Origin of the sequence: Acidisarcina polymorpha (assembly GCF_003330725.1) — a bacterium.
GTDB lineage: Bacteria > Acidobacteriota > Terriglobia > Terriglobales > Acidobacteriaceae > Acidisarcina > Acidisarcina polymorpha.
Genome location: NZ_CP030840.1, coordinates 3,409,891 through 3,436,602, shown reverse-complemented (window position 1 = coordinate 3,436,602; position 26,712 = coordinate 3,409,891). Strand labels below are relative to the sequence as shown.

The window sequence follows — 26,712 nt, the reverse complement described above, 5'->3', positions numbered from 1 at the left end:
GTCAAACCAACATTCCTGTCGCGGACGCAGCCGCCGCCCTCGTTGCCGCCGCCTCGCCCTTTCCGGTCGCTAGCCCCAATGTCTTCGCTAGCCATTGCCCCGTGTGAGATTCCCGGTTGGCCGCTACCGTTTCCGGGGTTCCGGTCGCCACTACTTTGCCGCCCGCCGAGCCACCTTCTGGGCCAAGATCAATAACCCAATCGGCCGACTTGATCACATCGAGATTATGCTCGATAACCACCAGGGAGCCGCCCGCGTCGATCAGCTTGCGAAAAGCCGTTAGCAGCTTGCCCACGTCGTCAAAATGCAACCCGGTGGTCGGCTCATCGAGAATATACAGCACCCGGCTCTTCGCCTTCTTCACCGTCGTTGTACCATTCGCCTCAGTAGACGTAGAGCGGACCGTAGCCCTGCCCGACGCCAGGTGCGAGGCCAGCTTGACCCGTTGCGCCTCGCCACCCGAAAGCGTCGTCGCCGACTGCCCTAGCCGCACATAGCCCAGACCAACCTCCTCAAGCACCGCCAGCTTGTCCAGGATCTTTGGATTCCCGACAAAGAAGCGCAATGCTTCCTTGACCGTCATTGCCAGCACTTCATGAATGTTCTTGCCCTTATATTTGACTTCAAGCGTGCTCGATTTGTAACGAGTGCCGTTACATTCTTCGCAAGGCAGTTCAACGTCGGCAAGAAACTGCATCTCGACCGTCACCGTACCGTCGCCATCGCAAACGTCGCAGCGCCCGCCGGGCACGTTGAACGAGAAATGTCCCGCCGCAAATCCCCGCCGCTGCGCTTCCGGCTGCGCTGCAAACAGCTCCCGGATCGCGTCAAAGGCCTTGATATAGGTCACCGGATTCGACCGCGGCGTCCGTCCAATCGGTGCCTGATCGACCAGGACGATGTTGTTCAGCAGCTCCGCGCCCTTCAACTCGCGATACAAATTCGAAGGGTCGCCGCCGTCGGTTTCGCCCAGCGCGTGGGCCACCGCGCGGTAGAGAACGTCATGCACCAGGGTCGATTTTCCTGACCCCGAAACCCCGGTAATACACACCAGCAGCCCTAGCGGGATTTCGCAATCGACCCCCTTTAAATTGTGGATGCGTGCGCCCTTCAGCCGCAGCCATTCCTTTCCCGGCTCCCTCCGCCGGGCCGGAATGGGAATCGAAAGCTGCCCGCTCAGATAGCGGCCGGTAATCGATTCCGGGTTCGTTTCAACCTCCGGAACCGTCCCTGCAGCCAGTAGCTTCCCGCCGAATTCCCCGGCCCCCGGCCCCAGATCGAGCAGGTAATCCGCCGCCCGGATCACATCCGGATCATGCTCCACCACCAGGATCGTGTTGCCCAGATCGCGCAGCTCCTCGAGAATGCGAATCAGCTTCGCCGTATCCCGCGGATGCAGGCCGATTGAAGGCTCATCCAGAACATAGAGCGCCCCCACCAGCCGCGACCCGAGCGAAGTCGCCAACTGGATCCGCTGCGATTCCCCACCCGACAACGTCGACGCCAGCCGGTCAAGCGTCAGGTAGTCGAGCCCCACCGCATCCAAAAAATGCAGCCGCTGCCAGACTTCCGCCAGGATGCTCCCCGCAATCTCATGCTGCGCCGGGCTCAGCTTCAGTTCGCTAAAGAACTGGTTCGCCCCGCGAATGGTCATTGCTGCCGTCTCGCAGATATTCTTGCCGCTCAGCCGCACCGCACGAGCCTCTGCCCGCAGCCTTTGACCTTTGCACTCTGGGCACGTGGCGTAACCGCGATACTTGCTCAGCATCACCCGTACATGCAGCTTGTATTTCTTGCGCTCGAGCAGCGCAAAGAAACCGTGAACGCCGGCAAACGAGCCGCTCCCGTTCAAAATGAATTCCTGCTGATCCAGCGGCAGGTCATACCAGGGCACATCGGTCGGAATGCCGTGCTGCTTCGCAACCTTCTTCAGCTCGGTCTGATGCGTTCGATACTTCGGCCTCGTCCACGGATCGATCGCCCCCTCGTCAAGCGTCTTCGACTTGTCGGGAATAATCAGGTCCAGGTCGAAATCGATCGTATTGCCGAACCCCTGGCAGCGCGGACAGGCGCCGAATGGATTGTTGAAGGAAAACAACCGCGGCTCCGGCTCGCGATAAATCCGGTGACAGCTCTTGCACTCGAAGGCGCTTGAGAAGCGCAGCCTCTCCCGAACCGCCTCCGCGTCGCCACTCTCGCGCGGCACAATCTCGTAAAGGATCTCCCCCGACTCGCGATACCCGATCTCCGCCGCATCGACGATGCGCGCCCGGTTCTCCGCCGAAACCACAATCCGGTCGACCAGCACATAAACCGGCCGCGAAAAATCAACCTCCAGGATCGACTCCGGGGTCGAAAATTCGTAAATCTTCGCGTCTTGATAAAGCCGGTTGAAGCCACGCCGCCGAAGGTCGCTCAACCGCTCCTTCAAGGCCTCCGTAAGCGGATCCACCTTCACCGCCACCTTTGCCGCTGAAGCAGCTTTCTTCGCCGGACGGCGGACTGGCTTCGGCGCCGCTTCCACCTGCAAGGCTTCCTCCGGAAGACGCGGCGGTAGCTGCTTCTCTACCGGGAAGATCGCATGCAGCCGCGTTCCTTCCTGCATGGATAGAACCGTCGCGGCGATCTCATCGACCGAATCCCGCTTTACTATCCCGTCGCAGACAATGCAGTGCACCGTTCCACAGCGCGCATAAAGCAGCCGCATGTAGTCGTAAATCTCGGTCGCCGTCGCAACCGTCGAACGCGGGTTCCGCGTCGAATTCTTCTGCTTGATCGCGATCGCCGGGGCCAGCCCATCGATCAAGTCCACATCCGGCTTCTCGATCCGCTCCAGAAACTGCCGCGCATACGCCGACAGCGATTCCACATAACGCCGCTGCCCCTCGGCATAGACGGTGTCGAATGCCAGCGAAGATTTCCCCGATCCCGATACCCCCGAAACCACGGTCAGTCGCCCGTGGGGAATATCGCAGTCGATGTTCTTGAGGTTATGGGTCCGCGCACCGCGGATAACGATCTGATCGGTCAAAGCTGGGATTCACCTGCTCTTCTCATTATAAAGAGTTCGCCAATCGCCGAGACCGCCTCCCGGTTCGCAGTTCCAGGAAAGAAGATTGAAGTTTGTCTCCGCAAACCAAAGACGCGGCCCAATCCAGACACGGAAGCGTCCAGAAATCAAAGCGGATCGAAGGTTCAGCCGCTAAACACCAGTGACCCAGATCACAGAAGCATTACCCGACACCCTCCAGAATCGACTCTGGAGAAAGAAAGCCATGAATTCCGTTCCCGCAGGACTTTCCTGCGCCTCATCCAAACCAAACTGCGCCGGTCCCTGCCCCGGTTATGGTTCACGCGCCCACTGCCCTCCGCTCATCGTGCTCGCCTTCCGCGCCGTCACTCATGCCGAGACAAGTAAGAACCGGGTGCAATGAGCACCCTCGCCGCTATTCCGGCAACCATCGAGGCGCCGGCCAAGCCGTCTCCTCGCAACTACCTCAACGACGAATATGGCCTGAAAAGCTGGCTGCTCACCCAGGACCACAATGGGCCTGGGATACTTCCTCGTCGCCATCTATCTCGTATGGTCGCTCCGCTATGGCTCGATCGCCGGAGACAACCCCTGGAACGCCGCCGGTCTCGAGTGGCATACCTCATCCCCGCCGATTCGCGAGAACTTCACTGAAATACCAACCGTCGACCACGAAGCCTATAACTACGAAGAAATCGACGCAGCCCTCCGCAATCGGAGTGTGGCGGCCGACTGATCCGCCACACCCTTTCTCCTAACTCCCCGGGCCAATTACTGATTGGGAACGCGACCCTCGACCAGCACCGCAAAGAACGCGTGGCCAAACGCGGTCGGATGTTCAGCGTCCCACCAGAGCGTATGGTCGGGGTCGCTGCAGACCGTCAATGTCTCACTCAAGCAAGGAGTCGTCACGTTGGTAAAGCCGAAGTGGGTGGTCGCATTTCCCACCGCTAGAAAGGTTTGGAAGACCGGAAGCCGGTAGATGTGAATTCCCGGCAGCTTCATATCGGCATCGAGAAGCCCGGCAAGCTCCCAGTTCACATGGATCGAAGTATCGCTGGCGAACTTGATGAAAGCAGCGCCCCCCGCACCCGCCGCCGGAAGCTGTCCTACATTGATCATGTCGGGAACCAGGAAATTCTTCGCCCCCGCCCCGCGCAGTTTCTTTTCGAGTTCATAGATTCCGGTCGCGATCGCGCATCCCAGCTTGCCGGGATCGAACTCCGTCGCGTTCAGGATGTCATTACCCCCGCCCTCGAGCACATAAAGCGCGTTCGGATCCGCCTTGCCGTGGTTCAAAGCCAGGTAAGCATCGACCTGCATCGGAACACTCGGGATCGGCAAGCCTTCGACGACCACTGGTTTCAGCAACTCCGCTCCGCCAAAGGCGAAGTCTGTTCCCCCCAGCAGAGAGGGCGTAATCGGCAAGCCCCAATCGCTGGCAATGTGTTCGACCCAGATCGGCCCATTCGAAAAGCGGCCCTTATAGTAAGGCGCCGGAGGATACGGGTTGTGGAGCGCCGTAGAGGCCGCATAGATGTTCCCAACATCGTTATAACTGTCGCCGAAAACGACAATCGAATCATAGGCATGGGCTGCCAAACTACCGAAAGCAGCTAGGGACAACATGGCAATGGCGCGCGCCAGAGAGCGGAACGGCATCAGAATTTCTCCTTGGGGTTGGCAGCGTGTCCGGGCGAACCAGGCACCGCCCCGAAACTCTAACCCGGCCTTCCATCCCCTGTAAAGAAAATCCAGCCAAAGCACCCGAGCGGGTGCGTACGCCCATTCAAGCCAAGCGGCTAGAGTTGAAGGTGTCCCATTAAGCCGCATCGGCTTGAATGGGATAGCCATTGCAGGCGGACGAACACACGCCCAACTCCACCCGCGAATACGACGGGCAAGTCCAAGATCAATAAATCTGGAAGTTCACCTCAATATTCACTTCGACCGGAACCGCCTTGCCCTGGAACATCGCCGGCTTGAACTTGTACTGCCGGACGGCCTCGACCGCTTTCTCATCCAGCCCCATGCCCAACGCCCGCACCACCCGCACATGCTGCGGATTGCCCTGAGGGTCGACGATCAGCGAGACCACGACGATACCGGTGTACTTGGCGCGCCGCGCCTCATCGGAATATTCAGGATCGACCGAAGAGAGCACCGTCGGAGGCGAGACCCCGCCACCGACGTGATAGACGCCGCCACCGGTGCCGCCCCCCGAACCCGGCCCATAGCCGCCGCCCGTCCCCGAGCCCAGTCCACCGTTTTTGCCGCTTCCCATGCCGGCGCCGCTTCCCGTGCCATTCGAAGCCAATTGCACCTGGGTTGAAGTCGGCAAGCCCAGATTCGGCATATTGGCATTCGGTAGCGGCACATTCTCCGGCATAACGATCGTCGGCTCAACCGCAAGCTTGGGATGATCATTGCGAATAATCTGCGGAGGCGTGATTTGCTCTTTAGCCAGTTTTGGCAGCTTGCCCTTGGAGACTTGCACCAGGTCGCGATCGCCGCCGCCACCGCCGCCGCCCATCCGATCCATCTTTGGAGGCGCAATCGGCGTATATGGCTTCAGATCCACAACCTCACTGGTCACCGCCTTGGGAGGCAGCGCTCGGACTTTGACGTTGACCCATAACAGTAACGCCACCGTCGAACCGACTACCAGGATAATGGCCGCGATCCCCGGCCCGATCCGCCGTTGCCCGGCCATCGGGTCGATGACCGCAACCGGTTGCGAGGTAAGTTGAAGCGGTGGAAGCTTTCGCGGGAAGAAAAGGTCCTGTACGCTCGCGCCGAGTGTCTTCCAGATCGGTTCTTCGCGAACAATCAGGTTGTCTTCGATCGGTTTCGAGGTAAGCTGCAGCGGCGGCTGCTTGACCGGGGAAAAAACGTCGCGCAGGTTCGCAATCAGCGAGGCCCACATCGAACCTTCCGCTTCGACGAGCAGATGGGGTTCATCCTCGCCGGCGGACAGTCCTCGGTTACCGGATTGAAGGGGATCGAGTTCCGGAGGTGTCAAAAGCTGATGGCTCATCTACAGATATGGCGGGGAAAGGCTAGATGCCTCGGTGCCCTCCGCGCATCACTCCATTATGGACGACCGCTGTCCGTATTGTCTGTATACCGTTGCCCGAAAATGTTCATCCACTCGTTCAAAAACGGCGCATTCCTTAACGAATACGCAACGTCGAACATTATCTGCGACCTCAAAGTGGGATGCAAATGGCAGACTCTCGAGCCCAATCTTCTGGACGGTCTTTGCCTTGCACTAATAGACGCCTCAATCCGCCAGAAGTCACGGGCGTTTGAGGAACGCTACTCAAAGATACAATAGATGTTGACGCTTCCACCGGATTTCACTGCTTTTTGCATGTCCCGCCGGAAGCTGTTTGTGGTTGAAGCTAGGAGATAGAATGTCCGCACCGCCGCCAGAGCTCAAGGCGACCCTTACCCTCCCCAAGACCGATTTCCCCATGAAGGCCAACCTCCCGCAGAACGAGCCCAAGCGGCTTGAGGCGTGGAAGGAATCGGACCTCTACCAACAAATCCGCGCCGCCCGCAAGGCTTCGAGCAAAGGCCAGTACATCCTCCACGACGGGCCGCCCTATGCCAACGGAGCGATCCATCTCGGCCACGCCTTGAACAAGATCCTCAAAGATTTCGTCGTGAAATCGAAGACCATGGCCGGCTACGATGCCCCTTACGTTCCCGGCTGGGATTGCCACGGTCTGCCCATCGAGATCAAAGTCGACGAACAGCTCGGCCGCAAGAAGCTCGAGATGCCGCCCATCGAGGTCCGCCGCGCCTGCCGTGAATACGCCCAGACATACGTCGACCTGCAAAGCGAACAGTTCCAGCGCCTCGCCGTCTTCGGCCAGTTCGATCGGCCTTACTTGACCATGTCCAAGGAATACGAGGCCAAGATCGCCGAGACCTTCTTCGAATTCTTCGAGCAGGGCTTTGTTTATAAGGGATTGAAGCCGGTCTACTGGTGCATCCACGACCGCACCGCCCTCGCCGAGGCCGAGGTCGAGTACGAGATGCACACCAGCCCTAGCATCTACGTGCGCTATGGGCTCAAAAGCGACCCGGCAGCGATCGACGCGGCTTTAGCTGGAAAATCCGTCAATACCATCATCTGGACCACGACCCCGTGGACCCTCCCCGCCTCGCTCGCCGTCGCCTTTCATCCAGAACTGGACTACGTGGCGCTCGAATTCGACGGGCAGGTCTACATCGTCGCCGAGGCCCTTGCCGCTGCTACTCGCGAAGCCTGCAACCTTCCCCTGGCCACCGAGATCGCCCGCTTCAAGGGAACGAAGCTCGATCGGACCGTCTTCCAGCATCCCTTCCTCGACCGCGAGATCCTTGGCGTCAACGCCGACTACGTCACCACCGAGCAGGGAACCGGCGCCGTCCATACCGCGCCCGCCCATGGCGCCGACGATTTCTATACCGGCGGCCGCTACGGCCTCGACCAGTCAACCAAGGTTGACGATGCCGGGCGCATCTTCGACGGGCTGCCGGAATATGACGGCCTCAGGGTCTTCGCCGCCAACGCCCCCATCATCGAGCTGGTCAGGTCGCGAGGCGCGCTCATGGGCCGGTCGGACATCTATCACTCCTACCCGCATTGCTGGCGCTGCCACAATCCCATCATCTTTCGCGCCACCGAGCAGTGGTTCATCAACATGGACACTCCGATGCCGCAACGGAACGTCGACCAGCAGAAAACTGTCATCCTGAGCGAAGCGAAGGATCTCGATTCCCCGTTGCCGGCCACCTTCCGCCAATTCGCCCTGGCCGAAATCGACAAAGTGAAATGGGACCCCGCCTGGGGCAAGGAACGCATTTCGAACATGGTCCAAAGCCGCCCCGACTGGTGCATCTCCCGGCAGCGCATCTGGGGCGTCCCAATTGCCGTTCTAGCGTGCAAAAAATGCGCAAAAATCGTCGAAAATCGCGCCTTAAATCGCCAAATAGTGGCGCTTTTTGAGCGCGAAGGAGCCGACGCCTGGTACACCCACGAAGCCAGCGAACTCGTTCCTCCAGGCACAACGTGCGCGAGCTGCGGCGCTGAGGAATTCGTCAAAGAGATGGATATCGTCGACGTCTGGTTCGAGTCAGGATGCAGCTGGAACGCCGTGCTGCCCGAGAGTCAGCAGCCCGCCGATCTCTATCTCGAAGGCAACGACCAATATCGCGGATGGTTCATGTCGTCGCTGCTCAACTCGGTCGCGCTCAAGCAGGCCGCGCCTTACAAGATGGTCACTACCCCCGGCTGGACGCTCGACGAACAAGGCCGCGCCTTGTCGAAATCGCTCGGCAACTACATCTATCCGAGCGAAGTCGCCGACCAACTCGGCGCGGAGATCATCCGTCTCTGGGTAGCTTCGGTCGATTATCGCGAAGACGTCGTCGCCAGCGTCCCCCTGATGAAGCGCCTTGCCGAAGAGATCTACCGCAAGCTGCGCAACACCTTCCGCTTCCTGCTCGGGAACCTGCACGGCTTCGATCCCGCCAAGGATTCGCTGGCCTTCGAAGAGCTCCAGCCGCTCGATCAATACATGCTCGCGAAAACCCGAGAGCTCACCGAGAAGGTGCTGAAGTGGTATGAAGAATTCGAGTTCAACCGCATCTTCCACGCCATCAACGAATTCTGCAACGCCGATCTAAGTGCGCTCTATCTCGATGTGCTCAAAGATAGGATGTACACCTTCGCGCCAACCAGCAAAGAGCGGCTCTCCGCACAGACCGCGCTGTATAAGATCACCGACGCATTAGTCCGGCTAGTCGCCCCTATCCTGAGCTTCACTGCGGATGAGGTCTGGAGTTACATGCCTAAGGTCGAGGGCAGGCCGGCGAGCGTGCACTTAGCGGACTTTCCTGACCCTTCTGAAGTTACTCGAGGCAGTGTGCCTGAAGCTTACCTTGGATTGCCCATTGAGAAGCTTGAGGACTGGTCGCGTCTCCTAAGGCTGCGGGGCGACGTTTTGAAAGAGCTCGAGGTTGCCAGACGCGAGAAGGAAATCGGGAAGGCTCTTGAAGCGAAGGTTGAACTTAGCGCTTCTGATAAGGAGTACGAACTGCTGAGCTATTTCGTAGGCAACCACAAAGGTCAGTTAGAAGAGCTTTTCAATGTATCTGAGATTGCTCTGAAGCAATTAGATGAAGGATCGCACATTGTAGAAGTGGCAGTCGGTCGATCCCTGAATGCTAAATGCGAAAGGTGCTGGAGATACATTCCGGGTGTTGCTTCGTACGGCCCTTGGTCAGCGGTGTGCGAGCGTTGCAAGGATGCTCTGAACGAAATGGGGTATGCGGAACTAAGCGCGAGTGTGGCGCAATGAGCACCGCTGCCCTGGTCTCTTCGCGCCGCACCAGCAAGCTGCCGCTGCTCTTCGGACTATCCGCCCTCATCATCCTGCTCGACCGCGTCACGAAGGTCTGGGTTTCGAACCATATCGAGCTGGGAAGCGCGCGCACTATCATCCCCGGCGTCTTCAGCATCTCCCACGTGCTGAACGATGGCGCGGCCTTCAGCCTCTTCTCTTACTCATCGAGACCGCAGCTGGTGCGCATCATGCTGATCGCTTTCTCGATTATCGCCGCACTCGCGGTCTTCGCATTCCTGCTGAAGCTAGGACGCCAGCTTACAGCTACGACCGTCGCACTCGCTCTCATCCTTGGGGGCGCCATCGGCAACGTCTACGACCGCCTGGTCTACGGAACCGTCATCGACTTTCTTGAAGTCCACATCATTCTCGGTCACTGGAACTACCACTGGCCCGACTTCAACGTCGCAGATTCCGCAATCGTCTGCGGAGGGATTCTGCTATTTCTTGGAGCCCTGCGGGGAAGCAGTGATGCGAACGTCTGAGACGGACGAGCTAGGCTCTTCTGTACGCCCTGGGCCGCAGCAAATGAACCGCACTTCCCCCGTCAGCGATAGACTTACCGTATGACTCCGGAAATGAATTCAGGATTCTTTCTGACCTTTGAAGGTCTTGATGGCTCGGGGAAGACGACCCAGCTCCGCCGGCTTACTACCTGGCTTGAAGCGCACGGCGAGCATCCACTGGTGACCCGTCAGCCCGGAGGAACCAAGACCGGCGACCGCATCCGCGCGCTGCTGCTCGATTCGAAGACCGAAGGGCTTGCCCCGCTGACCGAGTTAGGTCTGATGTTTTCTGACCGTGCCCAGGCGATCGCCGAAGTCATTCAGCCCGCGCTCGATAATGGGCACATCGTGCTCTGCGACCGCTTTACTGATTCGACCGAAGCCTACCAGGGTGGTGGCCGCGAGCTGGGCAGCGAGATTGTCCTCGCGCTCCATCAAACCATGTGCGGGGATCTGCAGCCCGACCTCACTATCCTCCTGCTGCCCGACTTTGAAGCCTCTCTCGAACGTGCCCGCCGCCGCAACAGCCGCAATGGCGAGGTCGATGAAAACCGCTTCGAACGTGAGGGGAACGCCTTCTACCGCCGGGTATTCGACAAGTATCACGAGATTGCCGCGCGGGAACCTGTGCGTGTGGTGGTAATCGATGGCGACCAGCCCATTGAAGAAGTCCATCAAAACGTCGTAAGACTGGTAGAGGCGAAGCTCTCCGCGAGGCTCAAAGTAACAGCCGCCGGTTGAACTCGCGCTTCGTTGCTCTCGAAAACCAGGCTTCCTCTATGGCAACAGTTCTGCAAGCTCCCGACGATCGAGAGAAAGAATCAGAGAAGGATGCGCCGTCTCCTGCGGGCGACTGGATTGTCGAAGAGCGCGGCGGCTACCGCTATCCTCCCGGCCTGAAGATGAATCTTCCCTTTTACCTGGTGAGGAAATTCTTCAAGCCAGGGAATCCCATCCTGCTCTTCGAGCATCTTGTTGCGAACTATGGACGTATCTCCCACTACAAACTTGGGGCCAGTCATATTGTTTTCATCAACGATCCCGGCCTGATCTGGGAGATCCTGATCAACCAGCCGCAGAACTTCATCAAGGAGCGCACTCAGCGGCGGATGAAAATCCTGTTGGGCGAGGGACTGATTACCAGCGACGGCGAAGTGCACCGGCGGCAGCGAAGAATCGCCGCCCCTGCCTTTCATCGGCAACGCATTCAGAACTACGGCTCGATGATGGTCGATCGCGCGGCCGCGATGCGCGAAGAATGGAAGCCCGGCATCGAGATCGACATCGCCGCCGAGATGATGCGGCTGACGCTTCAAGTGGTTGCGCGAACCATCTTCAACACCGATGTCACGCGTGACGTTCAGGCCATCAATGACGAGGTCAACGTCATCATGGATCTCTACAATTTCCTGATTGCTTTGCCGAAAGCAGAAGCGATGCTGCACTGGCCGATTCCTGGTCTCATGCGCTTCCGCAAGGCCCGCAAGCGATTGGACTCGGTGGTCCATCGCATGATCGAGCAACACCGCAAGGACGGAGTCGACCGCGGCGATTTGCTGTCGATGCTCATCAGTTCGCGCGACGAGGAAGGCGAGCAGGAGGGCGATGCCGCCAAAATGTCCGACGAGCAATTACGCGATGAAGTGCTGACCATCTTCTTGGCCGGATACGAGACGGTGGCCAACGCGCTCACCTGGACCTGGTTGTTGCTCGGTCAGAATCCCGAGGCCGAGGCGCGGATGCATGCCGAGATCGACACGGTGCTCGAAGGCAGGTCTCCGCAGCTGGACGATCTGCCCAACTTGAAATACACCGAGATGGTCTTCGCCGAATCCATGCGGCTCTATCCGCCGGCCTGGGCGATGGGCCGGCAGGCCACGAGAGACATCGAGATCGGTCCATATAAGTTCCCCACGGGGACGTACCTTTTCTTCAGCCAATACATCATGCAGCGAAGTGAAGAGCAATTCCCTGACCCACTGCGATTCGACCCTGAGCGGTTTGCTCCCGAAGTCAAGGCAGGTCGACCCAAGTTTGCCTATTTCCCTTTTGGGGGCGGGAATCGGCAATGCATCGGGGAAGCTTTTGCCTGGATGGAAGGAATCCTGTTGTTAGCCACCATCGCACAGCGCTGGAAATTGCGGTTGGCGCCTGGTCAGCGGATCGGATTGGCGCCCAAGATCACGCTGCGGCCGGATGGGCCTATCCGGGTCGTTCCCGAGCTGCGGAGATGAACTGCAGAAGGTTCTGCTAGGCTCGTTGCGTGGGTTTCAGTAACTTTCTCGGAAATGAAGCAGTAGTTCAGCAGCTTCGCCGAAGCATCCTTTCGGGGCGGCTGCCGCAGGCGATGATCCTGGCCGGCCCGAGCGGCGCGGGCAAATATACCCTTGCCGTGATGTTGGCCCAGGCGGCAAATTGCACCGATCCTTCAGAGTTGGAGGCACGGCAGCCGGGCGAGCTCCCGGATTTCTGTGGCGTCTGCCCGAATTGTGTGCGAATTGGAGCGGCCGCACCGTTGCGCGCGCGCTTCGATGAGGCTGTCTCCGCCCGCGAGGAGCTGCGGGAGGTGGACAAAAAAGAGACTCGCATCCTGATCCAGACTCATCCCGATGTCCTCGTGGTTCCCCCTGATCCGCCCCAATTATTGATTAAGCTCGGCCAGGTGCGCCGGGTCATTCACGAGATGTATCGCTTCCCCTCCGAGGCCAAGAGGGCCTTCTATATCTTCACCAGCACCCGGTTTATGAAGGAGGCGGCGAATTCCCTGCTCAAGGTCTTGGAAGAGCCGCCGGAGTTCGCGACGATCGTGCTGCTTGCGGAGAATCCAGGCGAATTGCTGCCTACGATTCGGTCACGCACCAGCCTCTTCACGCTGGGGGCCCTGCCGCTGGAAGCTTTGGAAGGCATTTTGGCCGCTCAACGGGCCGAATGGAAGCCGTCGCAACGCTCCCTGGTCGCAAGACTCGCCGAAGGGGCGATCGGGCGCGCACTGGCTTTCCCTTTGGAACGCTATCTGGCCAGCCGTCAAGATGCCCTGGTCCTGGTCCGCGGAGCAATCGCCGGGCCCGACTACTCAGTACTCTTCCGCATGACAGAGACTTACCGCTCTGGCGCTGAGGGCCAGGAAAAGATGGTTGATCTCAATCGCGCATTGATGAGCTTACTGGAAGACTTGATGCTGCTCTTGGCGGGTGCGCCCCAGCTAGTGCGAAATATCGATCTCACAGCCGAGCTGGCGAAGTTGGCTGCTGCCGTCGATCTCCAGTGGGTTGAAAGGACCGCCGGGGGTGTGGTCCAGCTCGAAAGTGGACTGCGCCGCAACCTGCTGCGCTCGTTAGCCCTCGATGCTTTTGCGAATGAATTTGTTCGATAGCGAGAGATAATTCCCATTTTGGTGTTTATGCAGGTAAGAAATGAGAGCTATTTCACATTTGCCTCTAGCTTCCAACTAAATCCTGGGCTACTATTTTGGCAATCAACAGGTCTGATTACTTTGCCTCAGCGAGCTATTTACGTTGCCGAGGATTCGTTCCGGGTTTGGGTCGTTTCACGACGGTAAACCTGGCAACCTGATGCCGCATCTTATTAAGAAGATTAATGGAATAATTTTATGGCTAACCGATCGCTGATACCCGCTCCCGGGGGAAAGCATTTGCGAGTCGCGGCTTCTGCACCAGTTGCCGTCGGCAAGATTCCTGCCACTATGCCTACACCAGCGGTAACTGGACCGCGCAAGCTCGTTCGTCCGCCGCTCTCGGAAAATACTGTGAATGCGCGCCTCTTCAACCGGCGAAGAGATTCTCCATTGACTGCCCACCATGCGGCTCCTCTGTCCGCCAACCCGGGACAAGAGAGTTCGCATGCCGAAGTGTTTTACTTCCAGAAGCAAATACACACGCAGACGCTGATGACGATTGTCCTGGATGATGGTGAATCGATCGAGGGCACGATCGAATGGTATGACCAGGACGTGATCAAAGTCCGCCATGGCGGGCGCACTCTGATCTACAAATCCTGCATAAAGTATCTTTATAAGTCCGGCGAAAACCAGAAGACCTAGAGAAGGCCGAAGACGGCGTCCGGATCGGCATTCTTGCTGGTTGTGCGTCGGCGTCTGTCTACTATGTTTTCCGGGAAGCTTTGAAGAGACGGTCCCGAATCGCGGCTCCAATTCCTTCGCCCTGCGGGACAGGGCAGAGTATGATCTCGACACCCTCGGCATCCAGGCAGCGTAAACCCGCGAACAGTCGATGTGCCAGCATTGGCAGGTCCGTCCAATCTCCCCAATCGAAGACCAGAACATTGGGAAGGGCGGGCAGAGACCTTGAAAGAAAGCCGGATGGGAGCATAACACCCAACCTTTTGTTCACGGCAGCGGCGTCCTGGACAGCCTGATACAAGGCCTCCGGTAAGTCCGCCCACTCCTCCTCGATGGGAACCAAGCGAGCTTTGGGCGCGTAGTGTCGGATGCCCAATCCGGGGGAAGGCAATGACTCAGGAGGCTCCGGCATTCGCGCCGAATTCCCTTCCCTGCTCCCGTCCTCGATTTTCCCGTACACCCGACGAAGATCCTCGATTGGAATTGCACCGTGTCGATACAGAACTACGGGATCCTGGGCCACATCGACGACCGTCGACTCGACCCCATGCAGGGTCTCGCCTGAGTCGAGCAGCATATCGATGCGGCCGTCCAGATCCTCAAGAACGTGGATGGCCAGCGTCGGGCTAATACGACCGAAGCTGTTGGCGCTTGGCGCCGCGATAGGAACGCCCGCAGCAAGAATAAGCGCGCGGGCGACCGGATGAGCAGGGATCCGGACGCCTACCAGCGAACGACCGGCAGTGACTCCATCCGGGATGCTCGACGCTTTTGGGAGAAGCAGCGTCAAAGGCCCCGGCCAAAAAGCTTCGGCGAGCAGCCGCGCGGAGTGGGACAGTGGAGCGGCAACCACCTTCGAAAGCATGGCGGTATCGGCGATATGAACGATCAGCGGATCCCAGGAAGGGCGCTGTTTAGCGTGAAAGATCTTTTCCACGCTTGAGGCACTTAAGGCATTCGCGCCAAGACCGTAAACCGTCTCAGTAGGAAAAACAACGAGGCCGCCAGCCCGGATCACATTTGCGGCTTCTTCAATCATTGCCTGAACAGGGGCTGTATGCAGACCGTTAATGTCTACTTTTCGGCGGAGTGTCTTCATCCAGGGTCACGGAGCATCTAGGATACGGGGATCCAGGTCACCGGGTCTGTCTATTAGTTCGGCGTCTATCTGGGCGTCAATCTCCGGCTAGTTTTCGGGAATGGCGCTCAAAGCTCAACATTTACGACACTTCTCAAGAATTGCGCTTTGTAACCGCTCGCGCAGCGGGGCCGGAAGCGGATAGAGCTCGCGGTTGGCGTAAAACTCGATGGTTTTTCGAGTCGTGTTCATGGTGATGAAGCAGTGCTCACATCCACTCAGGTGCTCGTCCAAGTCGGCGCGTAGGGTGGCGCTGACGTCATCGTCGAGCAGGTCATCAAGCAGGGCCATAAATTCAGAGCAGGTCACTGAACTCCCTCTCCATTTTTCTTGCGGAAGTAACGACTGAGCCGTTCCCGCAACTGAAGTCTCGCTCGTAATAATCGAGATTTGACTGCTGGAACACTCAAACCAAGAGCCTCTGCGGTTTCGTCGGTAGAGAGCCCCTCGACGTCCCGCAAGGTAAAAACAACCCGGAATCCGGGAGGTAAGCCTTGAATCGTCTTCCGAAGGATGTCCGCGAGCTCGGACTGCCCATACATCTGCTCCGGATCGGGTCCCCAATCAGCGAGATCCCGGGGCATCGAACCTTCTTCGGTTTCGACGTCTTCGTCGATTGAAACCATGCGTCCGGTACGCCGCTTCCGTAATCGCATGAGCGATTCATTAACGGCAATCCGCACGAGCCAGGTATAGAACTTTGAATTGCCCTGGAACTGATGAAGTTTCTCGTACGCCTTGAGGAACGCATCCTGGACAACATCTTCCGCATCTTCTTTGTTTTGCGTGATGTGCTGGGCAATGCGAAAGACTTGCCGGTCATATTGTTTGACAAGCGTTTCGAACGCCTGCAAGTCCCCATCGCGCGCCCTGGCTACTAGCGCCACATCGGGGTGAACCTCTTCGGTCCCTGTTGATTGGATAGTGTCCATGGCTGAAGGCTTCAGAATTTTGACCTTTTCTTAGTGCGATTGACCGGGGAGCGATAGGTTGCGGCGGAATAACCGCCATTGCTCATAGTAAACGGGATAGGTTGAGGCGGCAAAGCAGGGACGTACAAGTGAGGGTTTGGAGGTGCAAATTCCATCAGAGCTGTTCCTCCTCTGGCTATTCGGATTCCCGCAAGGTCTGAGTTCAGGCGGCCTGATCGTTCCTGCACGCGAGGCGCTCTCGCTCTTTCACGATTCGCCGATAAGTGCCTAAAGTGACGCCAGCTGCTTCGCGTCTGATCCCCTTGACATAAGGATGCATATGAGCGAAGCCTTAATTCGAATCGTATACGTTAGCAGAAACACGATCGAGGGGGACGAAGTAGATCGGTCTGTGGAGTGCGCAAAGATATTGGAATCTTCAAGGTGTCGCAATAGCCAGAACGGCATCACCGGCGCCCTTCTGTTTAATGGCGGTTTTTTTGCCCAGGTCCTGGAGGGGCCTCGGTCCGTGATCGAAGGTACCCTGTCGAGAATCGAATTTGATAAACGGCATGACTATCTGGCCGTACTCAGCAACAGAGAAGTGGCGCACCGGGTCTTCGAAGATTGGTCAATGGCTGAGCTCGAGATGCCGACGGGGGCCCCGAAAGCCTCGTTACAGGTGTTGCTGGAACGGGCTTTTCTCAGTCCGCCGGAATCCGGCGAGGAGCTGCTGGACATGATGCGATCTCTGGTGATGCGCTAACGACCATTTCGGGGCAGGCAGGAGCAAAATGCATAACGACTGAGGTTCCGCAAGTAAGAGGTACAACTTCCCAGCTGATCTCGGCTTAAAGTCTTAGTAGGGGATGCTGTGCTGTGGCGGAAATTGTCAAAATGAAAAGAAGAAAAGTGAGAACCCTCTCCCGGCTTTCGCAAAGCTGGCTGCTTTATCTTTTGGCCTTGTGGATTATGGGAGTGGCCCCCGCGTTTCTCGCCAGCGGCCAATCGAACCCAGCGAAGCCGAAGCCCAGACATCCGGCAGGTTCCTCCGGAAGCACCAAACATTCGACCAGCAGCCATTCGAACGGGCACCGGAAGACTGCGGCTCACACCGCCACTCGATCCAAGCACAGCAAGCGGAAGCCGCTCTCCCCAAAAGCCCTGGCAAAAAGTCATTCCCTGCAACGGGCCTTCGTGGCATCTTCACAGCTGCGCCCGATGGCGCAGGAGTTGACCGCGATGCGGTCGCCGGCGGCCTATGCCGGGGTGACGGCCTATGCCCAGTCGCATATCGGAGAGGCATCTTCGGCGGCTTATCTGGCCCTGGGTCATGCCTATCTCGAAGATCACAAGTTCCCCGAAGCAGTTGCCAGTTTAAAGAAATCCTCAACTGCAGGGCAGTCGCTGAGCGACTACGCTGACTATTTATCCGCGCAGGCCTACCTTCAAGGGGGTAAGTGGCCGGAGGCAGAGCTGGTGCTGAGCGGGTTTACGGCACGGCACCCGGATAGCATCTTTGTCAAAAGCATTCCGGTTCTCGAGGCCAACGCATTGATTGAAGAAGGCGATCCGCAGACCGCTCTGGCCAGGCTGAAACCGCATTTCGGAGAGCCGATCGCGAACCACGCCGATTTTCAGTTGGCCCAAGCGAAGGCAGAGATGATGGCCGGCCAACCAGACTCGGCTGCCAAACTCTTTCGCCGCGTCTTCTTGAGTTATCCGCTCAGCAACGAAGCCCAGGTCGCGAAGACGCAATTGGCGATTGTGGGGGCTGCGGCGCCGCTTAGCCCCGAAGAGCGGCGCAACCATGCCGATGCGCTCTATAAGGCAGGTCGTTTCAACGAAGCCGGGGAAGAATACCGGTCGCTCGCCGCCGATCCGGCCGAAGCCGGCTCGCAAGCACGGAACGCCCTTCTGGTCGCTGCTGCCCACTGTGACTGGAAGCTGAAGAGGCTAAACAAGCAGGAGTTGGAACGAATTCCCGATACCCAGGACGAAACTGGTGCGCGACGCATGTACCTGTTGATGGAGTTGGCGCGCGACAAGGACGATGGGGACGCACAGCGGAACATCGTCGAGCAGATGAGAAGCCGCTTTGCGGAGAGCCCCTGGTTGGCCGAGGCACTTTATTCCAGCGGCAACATGTATCTGTTGAGAAAGGACTACGCCCACGCGATCGAATATTACGGAGATCTGGCAAGGCGCTTTCCCAAGTCGTGCGAGCCGGAGCGAACGGCGAATTGCTCTAACTATTCGCCCAGCAGCCATTGGCGCGCGGCCTGGTTGAACTACCGGCTGAAGCAATACTCCGAGGCAGCGCGTCTCATGGACGAGCAGATCGCCTACTATCCCGGCGGCAAGGAAATACCAGGAGCTCTCTACTGGCGAGCACGAGTGTACGAGCAGCAAGAACGGCGTCCGGCGATGGCGGCAGCCTATTACCAAACCGTAATTCGCGTCTACCAGCATTACTATTATGCGGCAGAGGCGAAGCAGCGCCTTATGGCGCTTGGCACGGTTTCGCCGGAATATGTCGCCATGCTCACGTCGATGCGCCCGGAGATGATCCCTGAGCTTAGCGACGACGTGCCCGAAGATGATCCCCACGTCGTCAAGGCGCGCCTGCTTGCCAATGCCGGGTTGAATGAGTACATCGCCGCCGAGATCCAGGCCGGTGATGGCAGCGAAGAGTGGGGTGCCTTTGCCGAAGCGGAAATCTATACATCCTACGGCGAGACGTTCCGCGCCATGCGAGTGCTCAAGCGGGCAATCCCGTTCTACAGCTCGGCGCCGATTACTGCGATGCCGCTCACTTACTGGCGCATCCTTTTCCCCCAGCCGTACTGGTCGCAGATCAAAACATCCGCTGCCGCGAATGGGCTCGATCCGTATATGGTCGCTTCGTTGATCCGCCAGGAATCGGAGTTTAACCCGATGGCAATCTCAAATAAGAGCGCTTACGGTCTCATGCAATTGCTGCCTTCGGTAGGAAAGACCATGGCAAAGGCGGAAGGCATGAAGCACTTCGATGCTAACCAGCTACTTGATCCGAATGTGAATATTCAACTGGGTTGCCGGTACCTCCGGCAAACAATGGATAAGTTCGGTGGGAGACCGGAACTGGTATTCGCCGCCTACAATGCGGGGGATGCGCGGGTGGTTGATTGGCGCAGCGCCGCGGGCGATCAGAGTATCGACGAATTTGTTGAATCGATTCCTTTTACGGAAACCCGCGACTACGTTCAGGCCATTCTAAGGAATGAGGACATCTACCGATCGATCGATCAAGCCGCTGCCCAAACAGCACTTCAAACTAAGGCAAATTGAATGCCTCTCGCAGGTTTGAGCGCGACACGATTGTGCTCTGGCGTACCTAGACTGGGGCGTTTCTCAACTTTTGCATTGACAAGTAAGACCTTCCCGGCAAGAATCAGCTCAAACGTTTTGAACGAAAATGTTTGGAACGGACGCGACGAAGATTCGATTGCTGGAATGCCGCCATCATGCTGACTGGAAGCTTCAGCACTATCGAGGTAATGCACTTGACTGGGGCCACTGCCCGGCAATTGCAATGGTGGGATGAGCATCGCCTCATTGTTCCGCTTCGCCGGGGCCGGAAGCGCCTCTATTCGCCAAGTGACCTCGCCGAGATTTTGGTCATCCTTGAGTTGAGGCGCAGGCATATCTCCCTACAGCAGATCCGTCGGGTCTTGCGCTTCCTCAAGAAGCAATTTCATGCCAGATTAGCCGATCTAGTTTCCGACCAAGCAGAACATCCATTGACCGACTATCACCTGCTGATCGACGGGAACCGCCTTTATCTCGAGACGGACGCCCAGCAGATATTCGACCTCCTGAAAAATGCGGAGCAAGCCGTCTTCCTCATCAGCCTAAGCACCGCGGTGAAGAAGTTGCGGGTTGCCAGGGTGAGCGAAACGGATGCGGCTATCCCCAAGAAGCCATCAGGAAAAGTGGCGACAAAGGAAGGTGCATCTGAAAGGAGTGCTTAAGCTCCACGAGGACGCCAAGTTTAATCTTCCCCGATGTTGAAGTGCTTGATCGAGAAGCCTTAGCCAACGCCAACCTCAATAGCAAAACCAGCAGGAGGACGCCATGATAGCCGAATTGCAGATGCTTGAAGAGTGGATACCCGAACAGATGGAGCCGGGAATGCTGTTCGTGCTCGAGAACGCGGGAACGATGGGCGAGGCGGCCAACCCCTATTGGGCAGTCCTATCCTGCCCGATCTGTGGCGCCTTGGGCTTGATTACCCGCAGGCAATACGCCGGAAGCGAATCCATGATCTGCGGTTCGCAGCAATGCTCCGCCGAATACTACCTGCATGAGGGCGCTATCGAGTACAGGCGCGTACAGTAGCCTTGGCTACCGACCTCCCTGCAATGGGACACCGCTGTCTCGAAGATAACCACTCGATCGTTTTCGAATTGCAGAGGAAGACACACATCGCTTTCCGGACCTTAGTCACGTCGGCTGAAGAATAGCCGCTGCTTAACCCCATAACGGATTCCATCTGTCCACCACCGATTGGCGGAATTCTTCCTCCTGCTTATCTGTTTAAGCCCTACGGCTCACCGGATGATTAGGAGGTTAGGACGAGTAACCAGACTTGCCTGAAATATTCAAGCCCGTCACGCTTGTTCCAAACGATATGACGGTTGAGTACTATGCGCGAATAGCTTCTGGCCGGGCTTAATCATCTTCGAAGCGAGAACGATCATCGCCCCCGTGCGTGGACATCTGGGGGCGCCGATTGTCTATTCGGGAGCGACCACTCGCTCCTTCAACAACACGACCGTCTGACAACCTCTCAATGGCTGTGGGATACTAAATTTGTTTGCTCTTTGAAACGCCGCCAGGTAGGCCGACCAAGCTTCTGACGTAGCATTGCAGAATCTGCCTGGCAGGTGGGTCACTCAATAAGCAGAGCAGTCCAGCCCGGATGGCGAAATCGGCAGACGCAGCGGACTTAAAATCCGCAGGCCGCAAGGCCGTGGGGGTTCAAGTCCCCCTCCGGGCACCAAAGACCAGCTAAGAGGCTCATAATTCGCCAGTTAAGCAAAGTGAATTCTACTGGCCTTGTTGGGATCAACTCATTAGAGTTGAGAGCCGCAGCTTTTCTTTAAGCTCAATTGCGCTTGATTACGACGATCGCAGCGGATTGGGCGAAAGGCATTTGTCCGAGAAGTCGACTTTTCTTCCAAGCGAACGCTAAGCACGTTTATCAGGACCTAGTAAACGCCCATAGCCTTTCTCAAGGTGACCATATGGGTGGCTCGCGCAGTCGCCTACAGCCACTACCTCGGTGGCGTTTCGAGTTATTTCAACGCAAGGGGATCTTTCGATTCGACTCCGCTGGACGTGCCAACCGGGAACCGGCAGCCTGGGTGTCTTTGCAGGTTTTCGAGGTGGGCTCTGGCTCCGCAGTTGGACTCCTTAAGCGCCTGCCCGAAAGCCTGCTCTTCATCATGGGTTCACATGAAGTACACCGAGAAAACGCCAATCATCATGAGCTTGGTCCTCGGCATCATCATGGCCTTCATTGCCTACGGTAGATTGGCGCTGGCGCCGCTATAGTTCCTCAATTATCCAGTCCTGGTAAGCCGGCATATGTTTACTAATCCTCGTTTCACGTGTCGTTAAAGCCGGCTACTCGTATATCTGCATTCGTCAGTTGGCAAGTGTCCGAGTTGCCGACTTTTCGCTCAAAGTCAATTCCGTTCATATCACAAATTCTCGCTAAACCGACTGCCCAGACGGTGCGAGGCTTGCGGGCTTCGTTACAGCCGACAGTTTTCCCTGCGCGTAGTTCAACGGGGCTCCGACATGGATTTACCCTCGTGGCGATCTGGAGATGCACAGATAGACCTCCTCTTACGCCCGACATTACTGCACTCTTCGGAGCAGCGTAGGAATGAGAAAGTGGTCTCCCGCTTCGGTATAATCCACATTGCTATGGCTCTCCCTCCGGGTTCGAGACTGGACAACTATGAGGTTCTTGGCTTGCTGGGCGCAGGCGGGATGGGCGAGGAGTATTTTCGAGCCGCGAAGCCTCCACTCCTGGCTATTTGGGGCAAGTTTGATCCATACTTCGTGCCGCCCGAGCTAAGGCCTTCAAAAAGGACATCTCGAACGCAACGGTCGCGCTTCTGCCCACTGGCCATTTTGCGCTCGAGACGCACCTGGAAGGGATTGTCGCCGCGATGCTTCAGTTTCTTTCGGAACACAATATCGGCGCGGTTGATTCAATATGTGCACAATGTTTGCCAAGTAGATGCATCACTCGACTGGATCTATCAAGAGTGTGAATAGCAAGGAGGCCGCATGCAGAGCATAACTGAGAACATTCCTGGCTATGCCTATGGGAAGGCGACGGTTGCTCCGTCGAATGTTTCGCTAGCAGAGTTGGAAAGTCTGAAGACTAGCGCTGGTTTCACCGAACAAGATTGGCAGTTTCTACGTCTCGCTGGAGAGGTGTTGGCGGATCAGACTGAGAAGATTGTGAATCAGTGGCGCAGCGGGATTATCGCTAGTATTCCCCACCTCGCCAGACACTCTCGGACACCAGAAGGGGATCCAATTCCTGAGTATCTGGCGAAGAGCAACCTTCGCTTTCAACAGTGGATCTTGGATACCTGCACGAGGCCGTACGATCAGGATTGGCTCAACTATCAACAAGAGATTGCAATTCGCCATACTGCAGTCAAGAAAAATCAGACCGACGATGTGAACTCCACTTCTCAGGTGCCACTAAGCGATATCATCGCATTTGTTGCAGTCATGAACGAAACAATTAAACCTTATTTCGCCGCCAAGGGTCACTCGGCCGCAGACGTTGAGAGGATGCATCTCGCATGGTGCAAATCAATGCAGTTGCAGATGGCCCTCTGGGTTCCAGCGTATATGGATGCAAATCGCAATTCTAATCACGCGTAGGCTTTGTTTCTTTGTTCGCTTCAGAAGCTGGCTTCTGTTTTCGCGGCAAACCCTATTGTGAAGGATGGGTTATGAGCGCGGCGCATTGCAAGAACGTGATCATAGGAAGCGGTGAGGGTGGAAAATAGCTCGCGCGGCATCTTGCGCAGTCTGGCGAGCAGACAATGGTCATTGGAGGACGCTGGATCGGTGGTTCTTTGTCCAAATGTTAACTACCTTCCCGCTAAGAATGAGATACGGAGCGCGAAGGTGGCATATCTTGCGCGTCATGCAGCAGACTTCGGTACTGTTTCTACAAGGCGACCGGCACTGAACTAGTAATGGATGAAGCCAAATTCGTCCCCCTAAAAATCGGCACTGACCAAACTTAACGAGGGCGGTCAAAGAACCCTCACTGCGAAGCGCCTCTTTCTCAAACTGGTACACACGCAGCAATCCCTCCAGTTCGGGCCTGCAAGAGTCCCAGACCCATGACGCATATTGAGGTTCTGGAGCTAGACTAAGTGCCAGAACACCTCATCGTGATCGGCGGTGGCTACGTTGGACTCGAATTTCCTCAGGCCTACGCCGCTTCGGATCAAAGGTCACCATCCTTCAGCGTGCCCCCTGCTTATACCGAAAGAAGATCCGGACGTCGCGGAGGAGTTGCAGCGCGTTCTTTCGAATGAAGGCAACTACATCATGATCTCTGCGGATCTCCGAGAGGTAATAGGAAACTCTGGAGATTGACACACCCGGACCGAGAGCGACGACTTGGCTCGTGCCATCCGTCACTCGGACGATTGCGAAACTGGGAAGAGGGTACTTGCCTGTGGCCACTGCCAAGTCGAGGAAGTTCAGCGCCGCGCCTTGCAGCCAGACTAGAACCTCTCCGTAAGCAGGAACAGGGTCGGTGAGTTCTATAACTTTCAACTTGGCCACTTACGGTTTCATTGTCTAGATCACGATGACGACACGTCCGGGACGTGCCGGATGGTCAACAAGTTCATGTGCCCGGACGATCTGCGCCAGCGGGACGCGTTCCCCGATCTCGAAACCGGACCAACCCGACTCCAGCGCGCGACTCAGTTCCTTGGCTGCCGCGATCTTCGCGGCAATGGGAAAATCGTCGCTGCCTAGGAAGTTGACTTGAATGTTCTTGAACACCATAGACCAGAACGGGACGCTGTGCGTCGCATCGTTTGTGGCGTAGGTCGCCAACGATCCGCCGAGCTTCAGCATCTCTACGTCTCGTTCAATATTCGCGGCGAAGGCAACCTCCACAATGTGGTCGAGGCCATCCGGCGCGACCCTTCGAACGTTCGTAATCAGTTGGTCATCGTTGAAGAGGACTTCATGCGCACCGGCGCGCCGAGCGGTCTCAACTTCAGGGCCGGATCGGACCGTACCGATGACATGTGCCCCCGCAAAGCGAGCGAGTTGGACCGCGCAAACTCCCACCGCGCCGCCGGCACCTTGCACCAGTACGGTTTTGCCGTTGACCGGTCCAGTGGCGTGTACTGCCCGATGACCCGTGATGCCAGGAATACCAAGGCAGGCACCGATTTCGAACGACACATTGTCCGGAAGGGGGACCACGTGATCCGCTGGGACCACTGTGAACTCAGCTGCAGTGCCGAAAGGCCTGTAGGATTGCGCACCGTAGCACCAAACACGTTTACCGGCTAATTCTTCAGAAATTCCGGTGCCGACGAGGTCTACAGTGCCTGCACCATCGCTGTGAGGAATGACGCGAGGGTAAGGCATTCCAAGACTGAAAACGTCACCTCGTTTTTTGGTGTCCCCGGGATTAATGCCTGAGGCCACAACGCGAATGCGAACCTCGCCCGCTCCTGGGACGGGATCGGGCATTTCGCCCACTGTAAGTACGTCGTGCGCCGGTCCCTGCTTTTCATACCAGGCTGCTCTCATCGTTTTTGATTCCTCTGCATTGATTCCTCTGCGATCGTTGACTTGCCTAGCTTACAGTTCGGTGCCTATTCACTCAGGAACTGGTGAACGAAGCTGATCTCCAGAGAGCCCTCGCCGACGCCAGAGGCGGACCGACTCGCAGAGAGTTGCTTCAATGGTTCCAGCGCCGGAGCAGACGCCGATACCTTCGAAGTGCTCGACGCTGTCGATGCGTCAGTTTCGATAATGCGCTCCGGTCGCTATGACGATTGTTTTGCCCTCAGGTTGGAACCGCACGTTGTCTTCAGCTCGAATGGTTGCTGACCACATATAAGCTCCACTGCGGATCGAGCAATTAGAAACTCTGCTCCATGACGTTTCGTGATGGCGTCATGAGTACTGCGTCGTCGGCATAAAGTTCGACTCAGGCTTCGGGATCACTTCGATTGAAAGACTCTTCATAGTGCGAGATAACATCTCGAATCGCCTTGTCGTTCCTTGTGAATTGCTCTTCCACAACGTGGTCGTTCTTGTCGTACGAGTGGGCCTGTGGTGTTGCCATGAAAGACAACACACTGGTTGAAAGTAGAAGATAATTGCTGAGATTTGATACTTCATGGGTGATTCCTCAATTTCATAGGGCGGCTCACATCAGGCTTGATTCAGCCTAGTGAATCCCTACCGCGTTGACTAGTGGGTTAATCGACAAAACATATTTGCAATAATGGGAAAATGGAACCGGATCTTAACGACCCTGCAATCTTCGCCGAAGTGATCGCAGCGAAAAGCTTCTCGGAAGCGGCACGGAGACTTCATATACCTACATCTACGATCAGTCGAAGAATTGCAGACCTGGAGTTACAACTCGGCGTGAGCCTCATTATTCGGACGACTCGTCAGCTTCGACTCACCGAGGTCGGTTCGGAGGTGCTTGAGTTCGCAAGACAGGGTGCCGAGTTGAGAGAATCCGTAGGAAATATCGCCGCAAGCCACACAGACAAACTTTCTGGAACCTTGCGAATTTCGGCCCCGCCCAGCATCTCCGATTCGTTCCTCGCTCCACTCGTTGGAGCATTCCAGAATTCATATCCAGACGTAAGGATTCAGATCTTCATCACAGATCGAATTGTCGATCCGATCTCCGAAGGTATCGACCTGGCTTTCGTGGTTCGTAATCGACATGATCCTTCGCACAGCGTTCTGGAGCTCTTAACCTATCGACATATTTTGGTGGCCAGTCCCAGCTATTTCGCCAAACACAGCAGGCCAAAAACGCCTCGTGACCTACGTTCCCATCGTTTACTGGCGTTCTCCTTCTGGAGGCCGCAGAATGTGTGGAATTTCACAAACGTCCGATTGAAGATAAAAGAAAGGGTGGCTTTTCAACCTTATCTTTCAATCAATGAGTACTCCGGTCTTGCTTCGGCGTTGCTTGCAGGCACGGGTATCGGGGAGCTGCCACCAATCGTTCAGCCTGAACTGCTGCGAAGCGGTAAGCTGGTCGAGGCAATGCCGGAGTGGCAGTTCACCTTGTATACCCTCTCGATTGTTCACGTGGGAAACCGTTTTGTTCCTAAGATCGCCCGGATATTCAAAGATTTCGCTCTTGAGTTTTCTCCAACCCTTTTTCCCAAGTTTCGCGGAAAGCGCCCACCGGTAGAGACAAAGTGAGAGCGGCAGACGCGATGTGGGCGACCGAGGACATCACACTTCCAGAGTGTTGAGCGCGCCGAAAATGAGGGCGTGCGCGGATCGGCGGCGATCTTCCGCGACGAAGCATTT

General features: G+C 56.9%; 22 protein-coding genes and 1 tRNA gene. 15 read left to right on the top strand and 8 right to left on the bottom strand.

From position 1 onward, the window contains the following. Position 1: 1 nt before the first annotated feature. On the bottom strand, positions 2-3,031 hold the full coding sequence (uvrA, locus tag ACPOL_RS14890; RefSeq protein ID WP_114207747.1) for an excinuclease ABC subunit UvrA: 3,030 nt from the start codon (positions 3,029-3,031) through the stop codon (positions 2-4). A gap of 244 nt (positions 3,032-3,275) precedes the next feature. On the opposite strand from uvrA, the gene ACPOL_RS33570 reads away from it, so the two are divergent. Both ACPOL_RS33570 and ACPOL_RS14885 read left to right on the top strand, forming a co-directional pair. After that, a complete protein-coding gene (locus ACPOL_RS33570) occupies positions 3,276-3,434 on the top strand; it encodes a hypothetical protein (protein ID WP_161557371.1) in 159 nt (52 codons plus the stop codon). 111 nt (positions 3,435-3,545) lie between these two features. Then, the gene (locus tag ACPOL_RS14885) at positions 3,546-3,767 is read left to right on the top strand and encodes a hypothetical protein (RefSeq protein ID WP_114207746.1); all 222 of its coding nucleotides are present in this window, start codon (positions 3,546-3,548) and stop codon (positions 3,765-3,767) included. A gap of 35 nt (positions 3,768-3,802) precedes the next feature. Here ACPOL_RS14885 and ACPOL_RS14880 read toward each other — a convergent pair whose 3' ends face one another. Both ACPOL_RS14880 and ACPOL_RS14875 read right to left on the bottom strand, forming a co-directional pair. Further along, positions 3,803-4,693 (bottom strand): SGNH/GDSL hydrolase family protein, encoded by an 891-nt coding sequence (locus ACPOL_RS14880; protein WP_114207745.1) that lies wholly within the window; start codon positions 4,691-4,693, stop codon positions 3,803-3,805. A gap of 250 nt (positions 4,694-4,943) precedes the next feature. Further along, positions 4,944-6,053, bottom strand: coding sequence for an energy transducer TonB (locus ACPOL_RS14875; RefSeq protein ID WP_236657484.1), 1,110 nt, complete (start codon positions 6,051-6,053; stop codon positions 4,944-4,946). Positions 6,054-6,447: 394 nt separating this feature from the next. Between ACPOL_RS14875 and ileS the strand changes: the two genes are divergently transcribed. The 6 genes from ileS to ACPOL_RS14840 all read left to right on the top strand — a co-directional run bounded on the left by ileS (position 6,448) and on the right by ACPOL_RS14840 (position 13,995). Further along, positions 6,448-9,384 carry an isoleucine--tRNA ligase gene (ileS, locus tag ACPOL_RS14865; RefSeq protein ID WP_114207743.1) on the top strand — a complete coding sequence of 979 codons (2,937 nt, stop codon included), beginning with the start codon at positions 6,448-6,450 and terminating at the stop codon, positions 9,382-9,384. Further along, positions 9,381-9,914 carry a signal peptidase II gene (lspA, locus tag ACPOL_RS14860; RefSeq protein WP_114207742.1) on the top strand — a complete coding sequence of 178 codons (534 nt, stop codon included), beginning with the start codon at positions 9,381-9,383 and terminating at the stop codon, positions 9,912-9,914. The genes ileS and lspA overlap by 4 nt, the downstream gene beginning before the upstream one ends. Positions 9,915-10,007: 93 nt before the next feature. After that, a complete protein-coding gene (gene tmk / locus ACPOL_RS14855) occupies positions 10,008-10,676 on the top strand; it encodes a dTMP kinase (RefSeq protein ID WP_114210840.1) in 669 nt (222 codons plus the stop codon). A 38-nt stretch (positions 10,677-10,714) separates the two neighbouring features. Continuing rightward, positions 10,715-12,169 (top strand): cytochrome P450, encoded by a 1,455-nt coding sequence (locus ACPOL_RS14850; RefSeq protein WP_114210839.1) that lies wholly within the window; start codon positions 10,715-10,717, stop codon positions 12,167-12,169. A 29-nt stretch (positions 12,170-12,198) separates the two neighbouring features. Continuing rightward, entirely contained in the window at positions 12,199-13,308 is a 1,110-nt protein-coding gene (locus tag ACPOL_RS14845; protein ID WP_114207741.1) for a DNA polymerase III subunit, read from the top strand. Between the two features lie 237 nt (positions 13,309-13,545). Further along, on the top strand, positions 13,546-13,995 hold the full coding sequence (locus tag ACPOL_RS14840; protein ID WP_114207740.1) for an RNA chaperone Hfq: 450 nt from the start codon (positions 13,546-13,548) through the stop codon (positions 13,993-13,995). 61 nt (positions 13,996-14,056) lie between these two features. On the opposite strand, the gene ACPOL_RS14835 is transcribed toward ACPOL_RS14840, so the two are convergent. The 3 genes from ACPOL_RS14835 to ACPOL_RS14825 all read right to left on the bottom strand — a co-directional run bounded on the left by ACPOL_RS14835 (position 14,057) and on the right by ACPOL_RS14825 (position 16,104). Beyond that, on the bottom strand, positions 14,057-15,133 hold the full coding sequence (locus ACPOL_RS14835) for an L-threonylcarbamoyladenylate synthase (RefSeq protein WP_114207739.1): 1,077 nt from the start codon (positions 15,131-15,133) through the stop codon (positions 14,057-14,059). A 114-nt stretch (positions 15,134-15,247) separates the two neighbouring features. After that, positions 15,248-15,481: a zf-HC2 domain-containing protein gene (locus ACPOL_RS14830; RefSeq protein WP_114207738.1), complete on the bottom strand. Its 234-nt coding sequence runs from the start codon at positions 15,479-15,481 to the stop codon at positions 15,248-15,250. Beyond that, positions 15,478-16,104 (bottom strand): sigma-70 family RNA polymerase sigma factor, encoded by a 627-nt coding sequence (locus tag ACPOL_RS14825; RefSeq protein WP_114207737.1) that lies wholly within the window; start codon positions 16,102-16,104, stop codon positions 15,478-15,480. The genes ACPOL_RS14830 and ACPOL_RS14825 overlap by 4 nt, the downstream gene beginning before the upstream one ends. A gap of 313 nt (positions 16,105-16,417) precedes the next feature. Between ACPOL_RS14825 and ACPOL_RS14820 the strand changes: the two genes are divergently transcribed. From ACPOL_RS14820 to ACPOL_RS14795, 6 genes are all read left to right on the top strand, one after another. After that, positions 16,418-16,849 (top strand): BLUF domain-containing protein, encoded by a 432-nt coding sequence (locus ACPOL_RS14820; RefSeq protein ID WP_114207736.1) that lies wholly within the window; start codon positions 16,418-16,420, stop codon positions 16,847-16,849. A gap of 131 nt (positions 16,850-16,980) precedes the next feature. Beyond that, positions 16,981-19,413 (top strand): lytic transglycosylase domain-containing protein, encoded by a 2,433-nt coding sequence (locus tag ACPOL_RS14815; RefSeq protein WP_114207735.1) that lies wholly within the window; start codon positions 16,981-16,983, stop codon positions 19,411-19,413. Between the two features lie 176 nt (positions 19,414-19,589). Continuing rightward, positions 19,590-20,096, top strand: coding sequence for a MerR family transcriptional regulator (locus ACPOL_RS14810; protein ID WP_114207734.1), 507 nt, complete (start codon positions 19,590-19,592; stop codon positions 20,094-20,096). Positions 20,097-20,199: 103 nt separating this feature from the next. After that, entirely contained in the window at positions 20,200-20,463 is a 264-nt protein-coding gene (locus ACPOL_RS14805; RefSeq protein WP_114207733.1) for a hypothetical protein, read from the top strand. Between the two features lie 577 nt (positions 20,464-21,040). Continuing rightward, a tRNA-Leu gene (locus ACPOL_RS14800) sits at positions 21,041-21,127 on the top strand. 1,301 nt (positions 21,128-22,428) lie between these two features. Next, on the top strand, positions 22,429-23,040 hold the full coding sequence (locus ACPOL_RS14795; RefSeq protein ID WP_114207732.1) for a protoglobin domain-containing protein: 612 nt from the start codon (positions 22,429-22,431) through the stop codon (positions 23,038-23,040). 594 nt (positions 23,041-23,634) lie between these two features. Here the strand turns inward: ACPOL_RS14795 and ACPOL_RS14790 are convergent. Both ACPOL_RS14790 and ACPOL_RS14785 read right to left on the bottom strand, forming a co-directional pair. Continuing rightward, entirely contained in the window at positions 23,635-23,961 is a 327-nt protein-coding gene (locus ACPOL_RS14790) for a hypothetical protein (RefSeq protein ID WP_114207731.1), read from the bottom strand. A 15-nt stretch (positions 23,962-23,976) separates the two neighbouring features. After that, positions 23,977-24,951 carry an NADPH:quinone reductase gene (locus tag ACPOL_RS14785; protein ID WP_114207730.1) on the bottom strand — a complete coding sequence of 325 codons (975 nt, stop codon included), beginning with the start codon at positions 24,949-24,951 and terminating at the stop codon, positions 23,977-23,979. A 711-nt stretch (positions 24,952-25,662) separates the two neighbouring features. Between ACPOL_RS14785 and ACPOL_RS14780 the strand changes: the two genes are divergently transcribed. Next, positions 25,663-26,601 (top strand): LysR family transcriptional regulator, encoded by a 939-nt coding sequence (locus tag ACPOL_RS14780; protein ID WP_114207729.1) that lies wholly within the window; start codon positions 25,663-25,665, stop codon positions 26,599-26,601. Positions 26,602-26,712 lie beyond the last annotated feature (111 nt).